General features: G+C 53.7%; 5 protein-coding genes. All 5 read right to left on the minus strand.

The features are described from left to right. Nucleotides 1–33: 33 nt before the first annotated feature. The 5 genes from MRY86_RS24635 to MRY86_RS24655 all read right to left on the minus strand — a co-directional run bounded on the left by MRY86_RS24635 (nt 34) and on the right by MRY86_RS24655 (nt 22,081). Entirely contained in the window at nt 34–11,151 is an 11,118-nt protein-coding gene (locus tag MRY86_RS24635) for an HYR domain-containing protein (RefSeq protein WP_293569746.1), read from the minus strand. Nucleotides 11,152–11,523: 372 nt separating this feature from the next. After that, nucleotides 11,524–12,327, minus strand: coding sequence for an AraC family transcriptional regulator (locus MRY86_RS24640; protein WP_293569744.1), 804 nt, complete (start codon nt 12,325–12,327; stop codon nt 11,524–11,526). Between the two features lie 725 nt (nt 12,328–13,052). After that, nucleotides 13,053–16,163, minus strand: a complete 3,111-nt coding sequence (locus tag MRY86_RS24645) for a basic secretory protein-like protein (protein ID WP_293571997.1) — start codon at nt 16,161–16,163, stop codon at nt 13,053–13,055. A 213-nt stretch (nt 16,164–16,376) separates the two neighbouring features. Continuing rightward, entirely contained in the window at nt 16,377–18,491 is a 2,115-nt protein-coding gene (locus MRY86_RS24650; RefSeq protein ID WP_293566049.1) for a proprotein convertase P-domain-containing protein, read from the minus strand. A gap of 260 nt (nt 18,492–18,751) precedes the next feature. Next, entirely contained in the window at nt 18,752–22,081 is a 3,330-nt protein-coding gene (locus MRY86_RS24655) for a hypothetical protein (RefSeq protein WP_293566047.1), read from the minus strand. Nucleotides 22,082–22,097: the final 16 nt, after the last annotated feature.

A 22,097-nucleotide genomic window follows, 5' to 3' on the forward strand; every position in this document is an offset into this window, starting at 1 on the left:
GGCTTACAAATCATACAAATCACAAACTTATTCTTACTCCGTCAGCAGCATCCGTTTGGTATCGGTGCCGAAGGCGGTTTCTATCGTGTAGTAAATCAGCCCGGAAGGCAGCTTGGCTTTGCTGACCGTCCAGAAATTGTCACCGGCAGCTGCATCCTGAGTTTCCTGTAGGAGCAATCGACCGGCCGCATCACGCAGCACAAAGGTCACATCGCCAGCCTCTGGCACGGTATAGCGAACCACAGTGGTTTCCCGGAAGGGGTTCGGCTCATTCTGATGCAGTGCAAACGGCTGGGACACATCCTGCGACTGCACAAAGCCAAGCACGAGGCCAGATGTGCCGCTGACCAGATCATAGGCTTCCGTCCGGGTCACTTCCGAATTGAGGGACAGCATTTTGCTGAGCAGCCCGCCCTGTATCACTTTCGCGCGAATGGTGAAAAGCAGGTCACCTTCGTTCAGCCCTTCCGTTTCCATATTCCAGCTGCCCGTCAGCAGCCCCTGATCTAGGTGGGCCAGGCCGAAGTGCCCTTCCTGCATAGCCGCGTATTCAATCTGCTCCAGCTGCAACCCTTCGAGCTTCAGGGTAAACTGATGACCAAGGAGGCGCACCGCATCGTTGACCCGGAACGGAATTTCCACCGTTTGGCCAGGCAACACTTCCTGCTCCGGTGTGTGGAGGACAAAACTGTGGCTGTAGTTACGGCTCTCAATGCTACTGAAGCTGTTAGCTACGGCATCACCGGTCACATCCCCCACCTTCACTGCGATGAAGTCCAACCCGTTGATACCGGTAGCTGGCAGGTCATTCAGGTTCACGAGCTCGGGGAAGGCTTCATCCCAGGGCTCCAGCGGATTGGCAAAAACGTAGCCTGCTTCCACAAACCGCCAGCTCGTATTGTTGCTGAAGCCGATCTGTGCGCCCAGGATCATTTTCCGGAGCTGAATCATATCAAGTGTAGTGATAGATCCAGACTGATTAACATCCGCAGCAATCCGCTTGTAAGGGCCATCTATAGGGGAAATCCCCAGTATGTGGCGGGAAATCATCAGGAGATCGAAGGTACTCACGCCGTTGAGCGGGTCCGTGTCGAGCTGCGGCGTCACGGTATAATCCAGGCCAGGCTGTACATCGTAGAAACTGTAGGTGCCATCGTTTTCAGTCATGAAGTCCGCACCGGCACCTCCAGACAAGCCAACCATTACGCCTTCAACCGGGTCATCGTCCTCGGTATGAATCAAACCGGCAATACTTGGTGTTGCATCCCCGCAGACTGACATGTTGTCTTGTACCAGAATATAGGTCTCGCAGAAGTCACCATTGCCGGCAGCATCATAGGCCCAGATTTCGATGACCAACGTACCCGCATCGTCGCAGGTGAGCACCAGGCCTGTCTGATCAGGATCATTTGGCTCACCAACACGGTTAATGGAGTACTTGATTGGCTCGGAGCAGTCCGGGCTTTGAGAAGCGACGTTTACATGGTCACTCGCCCAGATTTCGGTCATGCCTTGCCCCGGGTCGGGCAGATTGTCTCCATCCAGATCTACCGGCATCAGCTCCACGGCTATACCATTGAGACAGATTGGTGCCGGTGCCTTGCAGTCTTCCACTGTAAACGGTATCGTCACCAGGTCGGAATTGCCGCAACCATCTTCCACCACTACTTCGAAGGTGTGGGTGCCGATTGGGAAGACCCCTTCGATCGTGTAATTCGGGTAAGCGCCTGACAGCACATCTGTGAGTACCTCAAAGCTGCCATTATTAAAGGCATCAAGTTCGACCGTGATGGACAACGCATCAGGAGTACAGTCTTCGGCTACGGTAAAGCCATAGGTGACCGTTGCATCACAGTCCTCGCTATCGAGGGAGCAGTACGGATCTGCCGTACCGAAGCTGATGACCGGTGCCTGATCGTCGTACACCTTAATGATCTGCGTGTACTGATAGTAGCCGGTTTCGTCATATTCAAAGCTGTAATAGTCATCAGACACCCCGCACAGGTTCACACCCGGCACGTTGTTATCCGGTGTTTCGTCCGTATCCTCGTCAAAGTAGATTTTACCATTCGGGCGGGCCAGGAGCCACACGTGCGTATCCCCCGGCGTGCCGTTGCAGTCTTCGTCCCGGCCAACCAGGTGAGGATCGCTTTCCCCATCGTACTGACACCAGTTGATGACCTTCCAGGTCCGGAAGATTTTGTAGCATTCGTCCCCGGAAGCGGAGAAGAACTCATCTTCATGGGTAACGGCAAGCAAGTCACAGGCCAGCTCATTGTAGCGCACTGTATCCGGTGTGGCTGTACCGCAGTTGGACTCCGCATCTGCCGGGAACTTAATTTCGTAGTTGTGGACTTCGTTAATGGCAATCGATTGTACGCAGCTGTTGGTACTGCTCAGCCCGTGGATGTCCGTTGCACGGAAAATGCGGGTGATGCTGCCAAATCCACACTCCAGGTCAGCATTGGAGGCAATTTGCTGCACGGCGGCCACCCCACAGTTGTCGGTAGCAGTGGGGGCCCCAAAGAGCTCCTCCAGCTGATCCGCATCTGCTGCATCAAATCCGTAGGGCAGGTCATCACAATCGACCACCACGTTATCCGGTGCCTCACAGTAAGGCGCGAGTTTGTCTTCCGGCACTACGGTTATCCAGCATAGGTTTTCGTTGCCATGCACATCGGTCACGTGCAATTCTACCTTGATGGAGTCATTGACATCACAGCAGTTGAAGTCGATATAGTCACCCCAGGCTGAGAAGTAAGGATTTGCCAAAGGCGAGCAGGTGACGCTGTCGATGTTGTACTGCCGCCGCACCGAGAGGCTCTCCAGGCCACAACCGTCCCAGCTGCCCTCATCCACATCGTGGGCAAAGACGCGGCCGTAGCCACCGCCACCCACGGTGACATTCAACTGATCATTACAAATCGCTGCCGGGTCAATCTGATCTTCCACCGTTACCGTAATGCTGCAGTCCGTACGCCGGCCGCAGGCATCGGTAACGTGGTAGTCAACCACATAAACGCCTACCGACAAATTGCTGAGCAGGTAGGTGCCATCGGGTTGCAGGGACAGGGCGCCGCCGCTCACAGATACCCGGTAGGTGGCTTCCGCACAGCCTTCCACGAGGTTCGGTTCAGGCAGGGTAAGGAATGCCGAGCAACCGAATGGGGAGGTACTGATGACCTGATCTTCCGGGCAGAGAATTTCCGGTCCGGTAAAATCAGTAATGCGTATCGTTTGCACATGCTCTACGGCAGGCTCGCTGGTGGGCAGGCAGTAATTGCGCACCTTCCACGTCCGCAGGATAAGGGAGTTGCCCTCGCAGGTCTCATACACTTCATCTTCGTAGAATACCGCTGCCGAACAGAAGCTGTTGTCCAGGATATTGGTCGTGCCATCGAGGGTTGGATAGCCTAAAGAGTCCGGCGATAAGAGGCTCGGATCAGCAGCAACGGCCTGACAGCTTAGCGGCGCTTCTTCCACACCATTGTAATCAGGAGGGAAGACGACCTGATCGAGCTGCAGTTCCTGCACTACGATGCTTTGTATACAACTTGCAGCATTGCCCTGCCCATCCGTTACCGTCCACGTCCGGTTAATGTTGACGCGTGGGGACGCGCACTCGCCATTATCCATGAACTCGTCGGTATAAGCAATCGTCACACCGCCCGGCACGCAGGAAGTTACTTCAGGCTCGCCCAGGGCCGCCGGGCTCACGTCATCACTACAGAGGACGGTTGCATCAGCCGGGCAGACAAACTCCGGTTCTTCCTTGAACTCAGCCCGAACGATACCCCAGCAGCATTCTCCTGTGGATGGGTCGCAAATTTCTGCGATGATGTATTCTCCCGCCAGGTCGAGCGGAATAACGGGTTCCGGCAAGGCTTGTCCATTGTAGGATGGATTTTGCGGTATAAGCGTGATATTGTAGTTGTCGTAGCAGCGGTAGTCGTTGCCCTCCAGCAGCATATCCGCAGTGATCAGGGCCTCACAATCCGGCCCAAGGGACACATTGATGGTGTCGTTGCAGGTCAGTTCCGGATGCGTGGGCGTGTACTCTACGATGGTCTGAGTGTAGGTACAGCTGGTTTCGTTGCCAGTGGCATCACTTGCTGTAATCGTGACCACGGTTTCGCCAATTGGCAGCAACGCATTGAGGGGTGGATCGTAGGTAAAGAAGACCACGCCACAGTTGTCCTCATCGATTTGCGGGTTCGGGAATGCGCGGCCCTCACATTCAGTAGGGCCAAGCTCCACCACCACATCATCGGGGCAGATCAGTTCCGGGGCTTCAAGGTCATTGATTTGTACCGTGAAGATATTCTCAGAGACATTGCCCGATTCATCTGTAAGGGTATATATGACCGTAGAAACGCCAAGCGGGAAGTTGAAGGACACCTCCTCGTTCACCGGCGCACCGGGGTCCAGGCTCTGCGTCGTGAGCACATCACCGTTTTCATTTTCGATAACCATGGAGAGGCTTCCCCCTTCCGGCCCATTATCAAACATCACTGGGTGTACCCAGGTAAAGGGTGCCTGGCAAAGCCCGGTACCGGCATTCAGTGTCACATCCTGCTGATTTGCCAATGCAGAAGCGGCTACAGGGGCACTGCTGAAGGTATTGCCCTGTGGGTCATAGGTCAGCCACTCCTGAATGGACAGACGCCAGCCGTTGATGAGGATGGGGGTGTCGGAAAGCTCGGCATTATGCCCGACCTGAAGGGTCCAGGTACCTTGCACATCTCTGCCGCTCAGCAGGTCAAGGTCACCCAGTGCATTCAGGTTTTCATTGCTGTTGAGACGGATGCAGAAGTACGGCAGGATGTTGTCAATGTCACTGTCGAAAGTAAACTGCGCACCCGCAGTAGCACCACAGATGGCATCTGCCAGTACGATTTCCTGCCCGGACGGGCTTATGAGGGTGAGGCTGAGGTTGCCAAACTCCGGAATTTCGCCCTGGAAAATCAGGTTCACATCTGCAATCGTATAGCTGTCTGTGATGTCAATGGTCGAGGTCATACATTCCCCGGCTTCGAGCAGTATATCACTGCCCGTATAGACGTACGGCTCACTGTACAGCCCGAAGAGCGGGAATTCATTATCATTTACGGTCACGTCGAAGCCACATTCCACCCGCACGGTAGACTGTGCCTGAATGGCCGTTTGCGTACCATTGGACACTGGCGTAGCAAGGAAAGGGTTAGGCTGCCCGATAGATGTTGGCATACACTGCTCGCCGTAGGCAAAATCAGCCGCGGTATTGGTATCCCAAACACTCGTGCGGACGATGCCCGAACCGTTGCCGGGCACGAAGCCACTCCAGTCAGCAAATGGTAGGGTTGCTGCGGTAGAGAAGTTGCCAAATACAGCAGCATCCAGGATCGCTCCGCTCAGGCTAACGACGTAGGCGGCTCCGGTCGTGGTGCTCAGGTCTGATGCTCCGGGCAAGTTGAAGATGCGATTGGCCACATCGTCGGTACCATTCCCGAAGTGGACGGCAAGCACGCCGCCTGGCTCGAGCACTATGCCCGTAGGCACCACAAGGGTATCGCGGCCGCCGTTATGGATACGCTCTATCTGCAGTTGCGATACGTCAAGGTCAGCGGAGTTGAAGTTGGCGATCTCCACATAGTCGCCTGTTGGGTTACTGACTGCAGCGGGCAGCGGCAGTGTACCGGCTACAGGATCGCTGATGTCATGCGTGACTTCCGTAATCAGAAGCAGTGGCATATCCTGTACGGCATAACTCACGGTATAAGTACCCAGGTCGAAGAAGGTGCCACTGGCATCATCAAAGCCACTGTTGACCACCTCGCCCGTTTCATCTTGTATGCGGTAAATGACCGTTAGGTTGTCCCCGCAGTTGTCAGTCACACCGGCAGGAGCGATATTCTCTACGATGGCTCCGGCATCACCCGGGTCGTTGTTCGTCGTTACATCACCTGTACAGGTAATCGTCGGTGGGGTATGGTAGTCGTTGACCACTACCTTTACATCGCAGCGGCTCGTATTCCCGGCATTATCTGCTGCCTCCCAGGTCATCACAGTGATGCCCACCGGAAAGAGGTCTCCGGAAGTCAGCCCGGTATCGTCAATCTGAGTGATCGAAGCCACCGCACAGTTGTCTTCTGCCAGCGGGAGGGAGAAGTTGGCATAGGCGCTGCACCAGGTATCGGGCGCATCCACAATCACGGCTGGCTCAGGGCAGTTCACAAAAGCAGGGCTGATGGTATCCTGCAGGGTCAGTTCGACAGCGCAGGTGTCGGTATTGCCTTCTATATCCACCACGGTGAGGACCACGTAAAGGGAATCGCCATGGTGGGTGCCAAATAAGGTATTAGGGCTCGGCACCTGATACACGGTATCGATGGGTGCGCAGTTATCTATCGTCAACTCGGCAGCCAGGTTGGGTACCTTACCGGCACAGAAATTCTGCTCCGCGTAGATGATACGGTCTTCCGGGCAAATGATCGTCGGAGCGGTCTCGTCTACCAGGTTGACCTCAGCGGTACAAAAAGAACTGTTGCCCGCGTCATCAGTAGCTTGCATGTACACCGTTACCGGGCTGTTGATCAGGTCGTCAAGACCAAATTCAATTTCATCGCCATAGCTTTGGTTATCGAGGCTGATGGCCAGCATGATTGTGCCGGAGCCAGTGGTACAGTTATCGGTCGTCCCGGCATCGAGGCGGTCTGGCGTTAGGAGGTAGTCACAGCTGGCGCCAACGGGTACGGTGATATCCTGGCAGAGGATTTCCGGATCTTCCAAATCGTGCACGATCACCGTTACACTACAATCGGTGAAGTTGCCGGCCAGGTCTTCCGCCCGGTAGGTAAGCACGGTGGTCCCGATGGGGAAGAGATCGCCCGGTGTCAGGCCTGTATCATCAATCTGGGTAACCGTAGGGATATCGCAGTTGTCGTCCGCTACGGGCAGGGCGAAGTTGGCAAAGCCCTGGCAGAGGTCTTCCTGCGTTTCCACTTCCACTACTGGTTCGGGACAGTTGGTGAAGTAGGGTGCGTCATCGTCGGTGACTGTGACTTCAAAGCTGCACTCATCAAAATTGCCTACGGCATCTTCGACATAGTAGGCTACGGTAGTCGTCCCCAGTTGGAATTCATACTCCGCTGTAAACTGGCTGGGGATCGGCTCCGTAATATCGGGGTTAAGCAGGGTCGTCAGGTCGAAGGGCCCTTCGATGGAGCCATCCGGGTTCGTAATAGTATAGGTGTATAAGATGACATCGCAGTTGTCAGTGGGGAGCACATGGTCCCAGCTGTACTGGCTTTCGCAATTCAGGGGCTCTGTGAAGAGGTCAGCTGCACCGGTGCACAGCAGCTCGGGGCCTTCCGTATCGTCGTCGTTATCGCAGGAGCCGGAGCGGAAGATTTCACACCCACGGGCATCAACAACCGCAATCGACCAGGTAGGCTGAGTGTAGACAATGTGCAGCTCGCCAAGGTCCTGCTCAAAGTCATTGATGTCAAAGCCACGGCCGGGATCGTAGATGAACTCTCCGTCCACATCGTCAATAATACCGTCGTTATTAACATCGATTTGGCCCCCATCGTACTGAATGGTGTAAGGCTCAAGCCCCCCGGTAACGGTACCGAGGTCTACGATGCGCTCGTTCTGTACGATACATTCGCAGTCCGGCTCCGGCATATCGAGTGGCTGACGGAGCTCAAAGGTTTCGTGCACAATTTCGAGGCAGTTCGCAAGGGCGAAGTTGCCATTCTGCGGGATATCGAGCCCAGGCAATGCCAGTGCGTAAGATACGGTTACAAAACCTGTACCTTCACCCGGCTCGTAAATGCCATCGGCGGAGATCACGCCCGGATCAACAGAAGAAGAACCGGCTGCCGGTGCAAACGCTGTGATACCGAAGGCTCCAACTCCATCACCAAAGAAGGGGCTGTTTTCCACCTGATCGTGGGTCAGCACAGAACCATTGGGCAGGGTGATGGTCAGGTAATTGCGGAAGTCCAACTGAGAAGGGTTATTCGCTTCAAAGCAGATTTCCGGGGCATCAAAGCTCAGCTGAACCCCATCGAAGAAATCACGGACGGTCACTTCTGCCAGGCAGTTGGAGCGGTTGCCAAATTCGTCGGTCACCCGAAGGTTCACGTAGTTGGCGCCTACCTCCGTACAGTCGAAGAATACAGATGGGCCGAATACCTGATCTGCCTTTGCAATCAGGATTTCCGGGCTCGGATCACAGTTGTCAAAGCTGCCGGCATTGATGTAAGACTCGCCCGTAAAAGGGTCCATTGCAAACACCGTCACACTTCCGGTATTGTCCAGTTGCACTTCCACATCCTGACACTCGGCTACCGGACGCTGTGCATCGAGGATTTCCACCAGAAAGCTGCAGGTCTGCATTTCGTTCATATCCAGGATATCGCCATCGCCGTTGATGTCGACCATCATGGTGTAAGTGACAGTAGAGACGCCTACCGGGAATTCTTCTCCGCTTGCGTCATTGAAGGTGCCCTGATTGGCCTCGCTATATAAGGTGTTGGTCACCACATCAATGAAGCCAGTGCCATCCGGATAGTCGATAGCGTAGTTGATGACACTTGCACAGCCCACGCCTTTTACCGGAGCAAGACCGGTGATGATGGCGGAGCACTGATCCACATCGTTCTTGAGCACAAGGTCAGGTGGACATTCAAGCACAGGGTCGCCGGGCTCTACCACTACCGGGAAGGTGCAGGTGGATTCCACTCCCCCGCAGGAGTAAGCCGTGTAGGTGACCTCATAGGTGCCGGCCGGCAGCTCAGAGCCAGGCAGTGGCCCAGCTGTTTGATAGACGCCCGGCCCGTTGGGCACGATAGGCGCAGAGGCTGTACCGTTGAAGAACGTCAGGTCTACCCCGTTGGTTACGCCAATGAAAGGCAGCACTTCGCCGTTGCAACCATCGTATACCTGAGGGATGGACCAGTTGGCTTCGGTCGTGCAAGCCAGGTCTTCGGTGAAGACATAGCCGCTTTCGTTGCAGCTGGCAAAAGTAGGCGGTGTGGTATTGATGATCTGAATCTCACGGGTTTCCTCGTCACTAAACAGCAGGTTGACACCACACTGAGCAGAAGCCAGCGCTTGCTCAATAATGGGGCCTACCACCGGAATAAACCCAATAGGGAGCAGGTCGATAAGGTTGATATCATCGGCATGCACAACGCCACAGGCCGATTCGGGGAACAGCGGAAAGCCCACCACATTACGAACGGTTATGGTACCACTTTTAGTGGTGATGTTGTTCGGGATAGTCACCCGTCCGTTATCCGGAAATTCGTACTCTTCAGCCAGGTAATCGAAAGCGCCATCACCGTCCGTATCCGCTACAATGATACCGCCACCGCCGGCTTCCGGGCCACCGATAACATCACCTAGCAGGCCAAATACAAATTGCCCGATTGTTTGATCACAGGCATCTTCAAAGGATCCAAGTGGAAGCGGGTCAAAGCAAGGCTCTGCAAAACCTACATCTACACAGAACTCATAGGTAATCACATCACAAACCACCTCAGCAGCGTCGTTAATACTACCCAAGGTTGGCCCACCTGTAACGGCATCGCCAATGACTCCGCCCAGACTACCCTGCCAGTCAACCTCAACAGATTCATCCGAACACTGGATAACGCCGTTGACAGGGTCGACCTCCGCCCCAAGCAGAGGGGGCGTTTCAAGAGAAATCAATGAACACCCAATCAGCAGCCCTGGCTGTGTATTGATTACACAGGGGTCATGAAGCCCCTCATCGGGCGGGCACTGGGAGCTGAACGGTGCGTTGGCACCACAGTCCAGCCCGTCATTGAATACCGTGAAGATTTCACAATCCGTGGCATCACAAGTGGCATTCGATTCTTCCAGGCAGATCTCGTAAGTGATAGAACCGGCACCAACGGGTGCAGACAGGGTATTACTGCCGAGGTTGCCGGTCATCACCGTTGTTCCATTGTCAATTGTCACGACCGGATTGGGACCGGAGCTGTTGCGGCCAACATTAATGGAAAAAGTAGCATTGGAAGTACACAGTGGAGATGTCGCTCCACTAATTGTGATTTCGGGGTCCGGACCGATGGAGATGTTCAGGGTAGCTTCGTCCTGATAAGGCGTACCCGCACAGCCATTATCGTTAGGGGCCAGGTAGCGAATAGTAAAAGTACCCCCACCCGGAGGCACTGTCATTTGGTTTTCGTCAATGGTTGCAGACGGCCCGGAGACGATGGAGAAATCTCCACCACCCGTTATCGCGCCATCATACATAATGCCCAGGTCGACAGTTCTGCCCTCAGCCACACAATCAATATCCGTATCTTTAAGATTCGCCCGTGGAGCCCGGAAAATCTCGAAGGGCTCCGAAACAGAAAAGAAGCAATCTCCATAGCTTACCCGGTAATTGGCGTTGTAGCTACCGGGGTCTGCTTGTGATACGTCGAACGCTCCGGTCACCGTGTTGAATACACCGCTGCCCGGATTGGGCGTAATCGAATAGCCTACTGAAATACCAGCAAAAATGGCATTGGCCGGGTTGATAAAGGGCGTGCCCGTAACGTTAAAATCTACCCCATCCTGGCAACGGTCACTGATGGAAGCTACTGACAAGTCCAGATCATACTCAAAACGCGCCTCATCGATGCGGGCATTGAAGGCATCATTGGTCAGCCATCCGGCCTCAAAGTTGAGGTACTGAATGTCGATATCCCCATCGCTTAGGTCACTGGATACGTTGGCCGCACTTACGATATAGTCGATACAGCGGGGAGAGCCGGCGGAAGTCGTTGAGCCAAAAGCCCCCTGATTGGCAAAAGTCTGCCCGGAGATGCGCACATCCCAGCGCTCATTGGGATCATTCATATCACCATAATAGCATAAGGTGATTTCCATATTGTCGGTAGCGACAAAACTGGAAGCTACGAGAGAAGGGGTGACCCCAAAGCTGGTACTATAGCTCACTGCCGGGTCCATAGGACCGGGTTGGGTGTAAGTTTGAGACAGGTAGCCACTGGAACCCCGGGTATAGGTACACTGTGCATTCAGGACAGGTAAGACCGCTCCAAGCAGCAGGGCTAACAGCAGCGAGCAGCGCAGCGCCTGAGACAGCCGCTCTGGTGCATAATAAGAGCGTAGAAGTAGAGTTTGCTTCATCACATTCATGAGTATGATTTGTAAAAAGGTGTCAATAGGAACCCGCCCCTGACTGGATGAGCACCTGCCAGGATGAGCTAATCGGTTACTGGAAATCGGGTTGTTGGTAAGTCAAGCCGTCTATGCTACTGACAGTCCTCGTGCAATAGGTCGGTCGTCAAAGTATTAATTGTCAGCGGCCTTGAATGCTTGTTTATTTTATGGGAACCTTGAGTTGTGCATAAGGAGACTTTTCACCAATCGGTCAAAAGCACCTGATTTTTGGATGCTCAAAATTACATGCTTAAGTGCTTTTGCTGCTATCCTAGTGTTTTGAAAAATGGGACATATTGCCTTTCATATGCTTGAAAAAAGGGACACCTTAGGGGGCGCTCAGGCAGTCGATCGGTTTTCCTGGATAACCACCGAGGGGGAAACCCCAAATTCAGCTTTGAAAAGTGTTGAAAAGTAACCGGCATCTGAAAAGCCCACAGACCGCGCCACTTCTTTTACCGTCTCATATTCGCCGCTTTGAATCAAGGCGTAACTTTGTTTCATTTGCAATTGACGTAGGAAAGTACTTGTGCTCAGCCCTGTTTCTTTTTTGACTTTGCGCAGCAGCTGACGCCGACTGACGCCCATTTCCTGAGCGAGCAGCTCAGTGCTGAGTTGAGGGTGACCAAGATGAGCGATGGCGACTTCCTCCAATTGGGTATGCCACGCCTCACGGTTATCCGGAGCTTCTGACTCTTTTTGAGGCACCGCTGCCGTCTCTGATGCTACTGTTTCACCCGGCATTTCTATAGCCGAACTGCTAATCTCCTTTTCCATTCTTTTCGGTGCCTGCTGCACTTTTCCCTGAGCAGCGCCTTTACCTTCCCTTTGTATCGAAGGATCAGTAAACGGCTCCTCTGTTTCAGCAAGTGGCAAACGGTTGTCCGCTGCAGTCGTTGGGAGATTGGCAGGAGCAGGTTCCGTAGCGGATAGATAGGAATTGAAAGGCACAGGCATACCCGGCTTAACTTTGGCAGACCGGTGCAAGGCGCTGAGTTTTGCGTTCAACTCTTCCCAATGCATACCTAATTTACCCTTGGCGCGCCAAAACAGTACCAATACAAACAGAATCAGTGCCGTATTAATGAGTAAAGCAATCGAAATAATGGTAATGATGATCCCTGGGTTACTCAAATGGTCCATTCTTCAGTATTTAACCCGGCCTGCATTGCATTACAGCCGCCCTTCTGCCCTGTGCATTACAGGCAAAAGATGATGAAAGGGAACCTTTGGGAACACGGGTACCAAGACGAAAGGTGATAAGGTTGTTTATCGTCAAAGCAGTACTTGCGCCACAAAAATAGCAAAGACCACACAAATAAAAAAAGGGGGCTTTAGTCTTAAAAAACTATCTGTTGATAGAAAAGAAGAAATACAAACTTGAACTTTAACACTTAATCCTTCATCTTCGCAGCAAAGAGATGCAACTAAACGTATTTGGCATGCGTCTTTCCTTTACCCGACTGAAATAGACTTGTAAGCATAGCTTTTTGCTTTGCACTATCTGCACATCATCATTTGCCACTGCCCCCCGGGCGGTGTGCGTTCTTTTGATTATCCCCTGCTATTTCAAATCTGGTAATTCATGCCTGTGGTTTTCCACAGCGCAAACGAGCATAGCTCAGGCTTAGGACAAGCCTGTTGAAGAATAGAGTTTTTTTCATACTAATCCAAGTTACGTTGCTGTGCCCGTTTGGCACAGCAACCTTTTGGATTGCCGAAAAAGAACGAAGAGCGTTTTTTCATACTAATCCAAGTTTCTGAGGGCAGCCACCACGGTTGCCCTCTTTTTTTGCCCAAAACGCAGAGGCTGTGATGAGGAATACTTCATCACAGCCTCTGCCGTAATTAAACTAACCAGTTGTTGATTACCAGGCGGGGATCAGGTTCAGCCCAAACGTACCCTTTGTCTCCCGCTGTAGCGGAATAGCGTAGTAAGGCTCTAGTACCAAAGCACCGAACAGGTTTACCCGCATAGAAGCGCCCACGCTCATCAGCGGTTGCGCACCAAACCGGTCTACGATGGGCTCGCCGGTGGGCCCGATCAGGGGGTTCCCTTCGTTGTCCGTCCGGTAAGTCGGCCCGCTGAGCTGCTCAAAATCGTACCAGGCCACTGCGGCATCCGCAAAGAGCGTCAGCTCCGAAAAGAGCAGGCCGGATTTAATCAGCGCCAGGCGCTTCGGCCCGGTGAAAGGGATACGCATCTCAAAATTGGCTACTGCCAGCTTACTACCGAAAAGCTCATCGATGGAACGGCCGTTTTGGTTCAGGATGGCACTTGCATCGCGTGTGCTGTAGCCCCGGATAAACCAGCTGCTACCCGCGTAATAAGGAAAAAGCTCATTCGCGCCCTGCCCGTACCGGCCAATGTGCATCGCCCGCATGGCCAGCCCAAACCAGTTGAAGTACTTGTATTTCCGGTAGTCAGCCGTAGCCTGGAAGTAATTAAACTCCCCAAAGAACCGGTCTATACCAAACCGGAAACGCTGTCCGCTAAGCGGGCCGACCAGCCCACCCTGAGCGTTGTCGCCAACCAGCGCCACACCAGTATTCCAAAGATTGAAGCCCTCGGGGCTGTCCAGCTTCTCCCGTTCCTGCCCGAGTTGCCGCCCTACGAAAGTCCCGTCCGTCTCATAGAAGTTGACGTACTGATCCAGGCGGGAACTGTACCGGGCGAAAGAGGCGGAACCTTCAGCCCTCAGCGTGGTGGAAAACGGATAGGCTGCAAATACCGTAGCTTTGTCTTCAAAAATCCGGCGTACAAAGAAGGTATCCGCCAGTACCGGAATAGTAAGGTCATTATCAATATCCAGTCGGTCAATACCCCGGCCACCAAAAGCAAAACTCCGGAATGGCATGTGAGATATGGAAGCGCCCCAATTAAACTGACTCTTCCGGTTGATGTAAGCCAGAGCACCACCAAAGTCGGTGATCTCACCGTTTAGTGCCAGGCTGGTGAACAGTTGATTATCGCCCAGAATGTCACTGAATAGCATATCTACGCCACCTGCCAGCCCGGTCTGTGCGCCAAAGGTATTGCTTGTGCCTACGCCCACGCCAGCACTACCACCCACGTAATCGAGCTGAAACTTAGGCTTGTAGGGCACGGTGGTTAATGCGGAGTCCTCCAGTTCTGCCTTTGGCGGGAGTTTATGCAGGATACGGTCCACCTTGCTCTGCACCATTTTATTGAAACGGGGCAGTTGTGCCGCTTCAAAATTCACTTCCGAAGGGTCTACCTCTTTATCCAGGAAGTCGATTGGGCGTGCCCGGTAGATGCGGTAGCCATTCTGAGAAAAATAGGTATACAGCACCCGGTCTCTGCGCCGGGCAACGCTGATCGCCGGTGCATAGTGGGTAATGCCGCTCACGCCGGTAATCAGGTCGGTCAGTTGGAAGACCTTTTGGCTGTCCGGCTCATAGCGGTAGATGTTGCGGAAACCATCGCGGTTGGATAAGAAAATGATGTTCCCAGTGGTATCAAAAACCGGATTCAGGTTGTCGGCGCCAGGGAAAACATCAATATCCGTAGCGCGCAGGCTTGCCATATCAAAAGTGGCCAGGTTGAACGCCCAGCGGCCGTTGGTACGTCCCCGCTCGCGGGCCAGGCGGTCGGTTGAGAATACAATCTGACTCCCATTTTCCGCCCATTTAGGGTGCATTTCCGAGTAGGCATCGTTGGTGAGTTGCTCTACTTCTCCAGTGCGGGCATTGATGAGGTAGAGGTCCGTCTCGCCATGATCCAACCCCGTCACGACAAAGTGCTTGCCATCCGGCGACCAGTCCGGATTGCTGAAGGCCTGTAGCCCCTCAGGACGCAGTTCCCGAACTGTTTTACCACTTGCGACATCTTTGACCACCAAAATATTACGCCCTTTGCTAAACGCGACAAAGGCAAACTCGCGGCTATTGGCCGACCAGGCCCCGGAGCTTTCGATGTAGTTGAAGTCATCGATATGCCCGGCGCGGGTACTGCTCGCCACCTTGCGGATGATTTCTCCGGTGCGGGCATCTGCCAGGAAAAGGTCGATGGAAAAGAGGTCTTTTTCAGACAGGAAGATCACGTACCGCCCGTTGGGGCTGATTTCCGGGGCGACATTCATGCGGCCGCCGTTTTCGGTGCCGATGAGTTCGCGTCCTACCAGGCGGTCAGTGGTAGCCGTGGTATCAAATGCGGCACCAAAATGCCGCCTGAATCCGTCTACCCAAAGCTTGGACAGGTCATCTTTGGTCATACCCAGTACCCGTATGGAAGCATCCTCAAAACCGTACTTGGCTACCCCCTTAAAGAAGGGCTCGACGATTTCATCTCCCTTCAGCCCGGTAAGAAAGGCCCAGAAGACCTGTCCGTACCGGTAGGGAAAATACTTGGGGTTGTTGAGGTCGTCGAGCGTTGGGATATCATCATTCAGCACAGCGTCCCGCATCCACATCGCGGTATGCGCGTCGATACTGCCAATGGACAGGTATTCGGCCATACCCTCCACCATCCAAAGCGGGAGGTTGCTCAGGCTTTGCAGGTTGGTGGAATCCCCATTGAGGATCATATTGTACTGAAAGGCGTGGACCAGCTCGTGACCCAGGACGTGGTGAGTCTGCTGATGCGACATCGCGAAAGGCATAATGACCCGGTTTTTCAAGGCCTCCGTCACACCGCCGGTCCCTACACCCACATTTCCTGAAATGGCGTTGGTCTGCTGAAAGTCAGCGTGATCATTATAAAAAATAAGTGGATTGCGCTGCGCGATCGTATCCCGCAGTACATGCTGATGCATGCGGTACCATTGCTCCGCCTCTTCGGTAATTTCGCGGAGGCGTTCCGGATTTTCCAGATAATGGTAGATGTCGAAATTAGGGCTTTGATAAACCTCAAAGTCAAAGGTCTCGTATTTGGCTTTATTGCGGCCGAAGTACTGTGCGGACAAAGTCTGAGCGCCCAATACCGCAGCAAGCAGTAAGATCAGATGTTGTATTTTCATAGCTTTCCTGTTTGGATCTGAAGCAAATAAGTTAGCGCTTTACCCCACTGGAGCTCAGCTGTTTAACCATCATATTAACACTTGAAACGCGCGATAAGTGCACGGCTTCGGTTAAAGTCTTCTTAAACAACGTTAAGCTGTTGTTAGCAACTAAAAAAAGCGCTGACTGCAACGGTTGCAATCAGCGCTTTTCGGGGCTACCCTGTGTGAGGGCTACTGTACGCTAATCCGTTGGAGGTGGTTGCCCAACTTCAACCAGTACATACCAGGTGCCATGCCTTTGAGGTCCAGTTCGGCATTTACCTGCCCGGCATTAAGCTGTTGTGCTTGCACCAACTGCCCGTACGTATTGACTACAAGTAGTTGGGCCGCTACAGATACAGGGCGCTCCAACTGAACCTGAAGCATTCCCCTTACCGGATTGGGGTACGCACGGAATGAACTGGCAACAGTGCCTTCTACAACCTGCTGAGGCATGGGTACCTGAGCCGCACGCGCACGCTCCCACTCTGCATCCCAGGCATCGAGCGTTTCCTGAGAGAGTGCAAGGACTTCCGATTGACCTGCATCTTCCGGTTCTTCGCCAATAAAGCGCAGATTACTCACTACGCCACCGGCTGTGACCTGGTCGTTGGCAGAAAATAAAGCCATCCCTATTTCCACACATTCGGGCAGATCCAACTCTACGGCATGAATGGGCGCGAAAGGGTTGCTGCCAAAGCGCAGTGCGCCCCTTACAACGTTGTTATTAGGCTTTCGCCAGAGCCGCATGAATACCCGTTCGCTATCTCCAGGGAAATCACCATAGAAGAGTACGTTACGGTCTCCTTCGAAAACGAAACGCTCCTGCCAGCGGAAAATACTGGTCAGGTTGGCCGTAAAAGAGGCATAAACATCGGATGGGTCATTACTTGCCCGGATCATAAGCCCAATATTGCTGCTGGGATCTATGGATTCTACTTCCACCTGCAAGCCGGTACGGCCACACAGCGTCCGGGTAATGTAGGCGTAGTTATCTTCGGTCAGATCAGGCTGATTGAAAGCGGTGGTGGTGATGGTAAACGCTCCCCGCTCCGGATTATTGGAGGTACAGGGATTGTAGGCAAAGGTACTGCCATCAGGTGTGTATCCTACATTCACGCCTGTCCAGCCAGGCAGCAACGTATCGCCAATAGCCACTGTCACATTGGCATCGCAACTGTCCGAATAACCTAGTGCATCAGTCGCTACCAGGCGGACAGATTGGGGCACTTCCACGTCATCACAATAGAAAGTAGCCTGACCGGAGGTCGTCAAGTCAATTTCCTCATACCCTGGCATGCTGCCCCCGTCTATATCAGAAGGATAAACAGTCCCCTCGCCCAGCGGGCCCAGAATCAGATCGAAATCCTGGCACACGGCTTCCGGGACCGGGTGGCAGGTATAGGTGAGTTCGTAATTGCCGGTAGCGCCATCTGCTCCATCCACATAGACATAGTAGGTCATGCCAGCTTGAGTGATGCCGTGCAGGAAAGACGTGTTGCCCGTGCCGCCGTTGTCATCTGACAACACACAGGTGAAGTCGCCTTCGCAACCTTCCGGGCTGATGTATACGGAAAGGCGGGTATCGAAATCCGTACCAGGGTGGTCAGTAGACAGCACGCCAATCTCACCGCTGCCCACAATGGTATACCATGCCCCCTGCCCCATCTCTTGGAAGCAAGTTGGCGGGCTATCTACGATCGTTAGCAGGTCAGTGGAAGCGCTCACTGTGGTTCCGCAGGGGAGTTCTGTTGCCCGCTGGCAGATGTCGTTGCGCATGGGTGGGATAAAACCAAGAGACCAATCTACAACAGTGCCTTTGTCAGTCCGCACATCGTCGCAGATTTCCAGCTTCCAGGTACCGTTCACAGGCTCACCGTCAAAAGCGGCAGCGATGGACCCGCCTTCTGCCTGGAATTTACCCTCAAAGGGCGACATACCACTGGTGATGGGCAGCTCGCCATCCTGAAAGCGGGTATTGTAGTAATTGGCACCAAAGCCGTTGTCGGTCGTCAGTTCCAGCGAAGTGCCGGAAGGAGAAGTCAGATAAATATCAAGGTCACCGGACCAGGTATGATCAATATTGATCTGTACATAATACAGTTCATGCTCATCGCCAATTTCGCCCGTTAGGGTGACATCAGCGGTGAAGGGGGTAAGGTCCGGACATTCGTCATCCGGAATATCGCCGGTAGTGCCTTGAAAAATCTGAGCTTGTGCCAGGGCTCCGGTCAGGAGTAGTGCCAGAACCAGCCCGGACCGCAGCTGTAGAGGAAAAAGGAAGAGGTTGCGTACAAAACCGTTCATAAAGTTAAGATTTGGTGTTGGCCGCACACGGGGCACGGCAACATCTTGTCAATGAATACCAAGGCATCTGACACCAGTCAGCGACCTGATAAATGCCAATCTTAAGTTTGTGATTTGTACGAGTAGGTTTCCTGAAACAGAAAACTGTCCTCTGTGATTTGTGCCGTAAAGATAGCGTTATTTTGGGGAATTCCAGGATTTCTTTTTTGGAATGTCAATAGAAAACCCGAATCCGTGAAAACTTCGAATTTGGTAGCAGCCTACGCTCCCAATTGTTCTAGTACAGCCTCAAAGGTCTGGCGGAAGTCTTGCTGCCAAATGGCGACCGCTTCCTCTAAGTGGGCTTTGGCACGGGCTACGGCTTCCAAATCGCCGCCTTCTTCCGAGACCAGAAGCAAGAAATACGCCAACAACGCTTCAATTACCGGGCGTTGCGATAAATGCCAGCGTGTTGCTTCGTTCTGTTCCGAATCGTACAGTAAAATGAAAAGGTCTTCCAGTGCAAAGCGCATCAAAATGTGATAGTGCCCGTATTCTGAAGCCTGCACCTTCACCATGAAGCGCCAGTCGCGGCGGGCGGCTTCCAACAGCGCCTGCAACAACATCCGCACCACCCGGTAGGATAAAGGCTGACGGGGCGGCACTGCTTCCAGCGCACGAAACAGCGCTTCCAGAATATCGTAAATCAAAGGCTCCTGCCCTACCCATTGGGGGTGGTCCAATACGGCGTCAAAAACCACCTCCAGAATATCCAGGATTTGCTCCTGGCTCAGGCGGGGCTTCCAGCGGCCGGAACGGGGCGGCTCCGCGATCGCTTTCAGGGTTTGCTCCAGCGCCATGACAAGCAGGTTAACCGGTTCTTCTTCATCCAAATCCAATACCAGGTGGAGGTGGCGGGCTGTACTTTCAATAGTCAGCCGCAGGAGTTCCGGCAACAGGGCGGGCTGCCCTATCCCACTATCGAGCAATGCACCGGCAACATCGGATACCAGTAGTTGCAAGACCCGGTCGTGGCCAACAAGTTCGGGATACTGATCAAGGGCTAAAAGCGCGGACTCAACCAACTGTTCGGCTTGAACCTCATTAAACCCTTCGCTGAAATTGATCCCGTTCTGGCCAAATAATACCAGATCGATCAAAATGAGGCCGCGTTCGTTTGGGTAGCGCAGCAGCAGGCCATCCAATATATAAGATAAAATTTCTTCCAAAAGATGCAGACGGTGGGCAGGCGTATCGTCTTCTGTTGGGAAGGTAAAGCTAAACACCATTCGCAGGGCGTGCTCCAGAATACTACGCTCCAGGCTGTCGGTAGAGAAACGCACGGCAACCAACACCTTCGGGCTCCGAACCGCCGCATACAGACTGGCTTGAATGATCATTTCCAGTGTCCCGGTTGACAATCGGCTACCGGCAGGCACCGTTTCCAGTACATCAAATACGGTATCCAGCACCGTCCGCAGTATCGTTTCCTGTCCCACTGCTCCGGTTATCCAGTCCGGATAGCGCACAACTTCTTCCAGCAGCAACTCCAAAATATAGAGCCCCTGCTCCGGGCTCAATCCCGGCCGCCAACGCCCTTCCCGATCCTCCCGGCGGGTCAATGCCGCTAATATTTCCCGGGTAGCCAGGACCAACAGGTGGCGGGGTGTTCCGGTATCGGCATCAATGAGTACATGCGCATGCTCGCCCGTCTTTTCCAGAACCAACCGCAGCAGAAAAGGCAACAGCCCAGGTTGCCGCAAACCAGCTGCATCTACCGCGCGGGCCAGGCTGCGGACCAAATGCTGCATCCCTTTGTTCTGGGTGACCAGCTCGGGATAGTTCGCGAAAGCCAAAAGGGCCGCATCGATCAGGTCATCGGCAAGGTCCGCATTGAAGCCTTGCGCATAGACAATACCGCTCTCAAATAAGACCAGCTCTGTGAGGACCAGCCCGGCGCGGTTGGGGTGTTCTGCGATGATGGTCTCGAGTACGTATTCCAGCAGCTCTTCCAGCAGTTCCAGGCGGCTGAGCTTTGGGGTTTTCTTATCATAAACGAGGATGAAAATGAGCTGTAGCGCCTGCTCAAGGATAATGGTTTCCCGCTCGTCTGTACTCCAGGGCAGGGTATCGAGGACGGATTCGCTCGTTAGGGCGGTACGCAGGCTTATGCGAATGATGTAGTGCAAGACTTCAGGAGACAAGCGTTCGCCTTCCGGCAAATGCCGCAGCGCCCCAAAAACCACGTCCACGACTTCTGCCAAAACGGGCCGCCCCCGTACCTCTTCATTGATCCAGGCCGGATTAGCCACTACTTCTGAAAGCAGGAATTCCAGAAGATCCCGCCAGTCTGAGCGGGTGAGCGCAGTTTCCCAGCCGCTTTGTTCCGCATTCCTGCTTATCACAGTAAGGATTTGCCGGAGGGCACTGACCAACAGGTGCTCAGCTGTGCCTTCAGTGGCAGGCCAGAGTACCGGCATGTGCACGGCAGACTGCTCCAGTATGATGCGGAGGAGCTCCGGCAAAAGGCCGGGCTGATTCAGGTTTGTCTCCCGTAGGACAAGCGCGGTTTGAGCAATCAGGTCTTCGAGGTTGCGCTCTCCGCTAATCAGACTGGGATGGGCAGCGACCACCTCCAGTGTTACCTGCACCAGCTCATCCAGCGTTGTAACACTCAGCGTTTCCCGCAGGCTCACCCGTCCCGCATCGTCATCAAGGATAGCCCGCAGCAGGACGCCCGTGCTCCGCTCAATGATCCGGCTGCTTGGGTAGTTGGTGTTGAATAGTAATTCCGGATTGGCGGCTATGAATTCCCCGGCATGCCGGATACTGCTACGCAACAGCAGCTGCCCCCAGTTGATGAGCGCTTCCTGATCCTCAAAACTCAGTTCGACCGAGCGTTGGTAGAGGTCTTCCGCAATATGCCGGGTGGTGGTACGAATGAACAGCTGCACTTTCTCATCCTCACTGACTTCAGGTGCCAGCTCGCCAACCGTTTCCGCAGCAGCGGCAAAAAGCCGGGGCAGGAGCATGGCATTAAACTGCTCGTACAAAGGCTGTCCTTCTGCAAATTGGATGTCGTCAAAAGCACTAAGGAAGTGGCGGAGAATGCGCCCTTTGGAAGCATGCTGATTCAGCGCCCCGGGCACGTCCAGGAAGTAGTCGATCCCGATTTCCACCAGGCTGCCCACCACGAGCTTCAACGCACTATCGCGTTCCAGGTAGCCCTCCTGCCACTGCCGGACCCGGAAAAGGTTCCACAGGTCCTGCGACTGCAACTCCAGCACCTTGCCTTCGCCTACCTGTTTAAAGCCCAGGTAGTACTGCCGGTAGCGCTTTAGATCTTCTTCCGGGAGCTGCAAGTCCTGCATCGCCCGCTGATGCAGGCGTTTGAGGTCATCAAAATTGTCCAGGAGCTCTGGAGACCATTCGAAGTAGGCGATCATGGTAGCCAGATCGATATTCGTATCAAAATCGGGCAGCGGAAGAACCAGGATACGCCCCTGCAGGCTTTGCGCATAAGCACGCTGTACATTCCGGCTTAGCTTGATGGCCGAATTGATCGCAAACAGAACGGCCTCAGCGGCCAGAGTAGGTGTGGAAATGGGCATTTGGGGTTGATTTTTC

It is taken from the genome of Phaeodactylibacter sp., assembly GCF_022763345.1.
Lineage (GTDB): Bacteria > Bacteroidota > Bacteroidia > Chitinophagales > Saprospiraceae > Phaeodactylibacter.

Bases quoted from the DNA above. Each gene is read 5' to 3' on its own strand.
- MRY86_RS24635 (WP_293569746.1), bottom strand. From the start codon at position 11,151: ATGAAGCAAACTCTACTTCTACGCTCTTATTATGCACCAGAGCGGCTG.
- MRY86_RS24650 (WP_293566049.1), bottom strand. From the start codon at position 18,491: ATGAACGGTTTTGTACGCAACCTCTTCCTTTTTCCTCTACAGCTGCGG.
- MRY86_RS24645 (WP_293571997.1), bottom strand. From the start codon at position 16,163: ATGAAAATACAACATCTGATCTTACTGCTTGCTGCGGTATTGGGCGCT.
- MRY86_RS24640 (WP_293569744.1), bottom strand. From the start codon at position 12,327: ATGGACCATTTGAGTAACCCAGGGATCATCATTACCATTATTTCGATT.
- MRY86_RS24655 (WP_293566047.1), bottom strand. From the start codon at position 22,081: ATGCCCATTTCCACACCTACTCTGGCCGCTGAGGCCGTTCTGTTTGCG.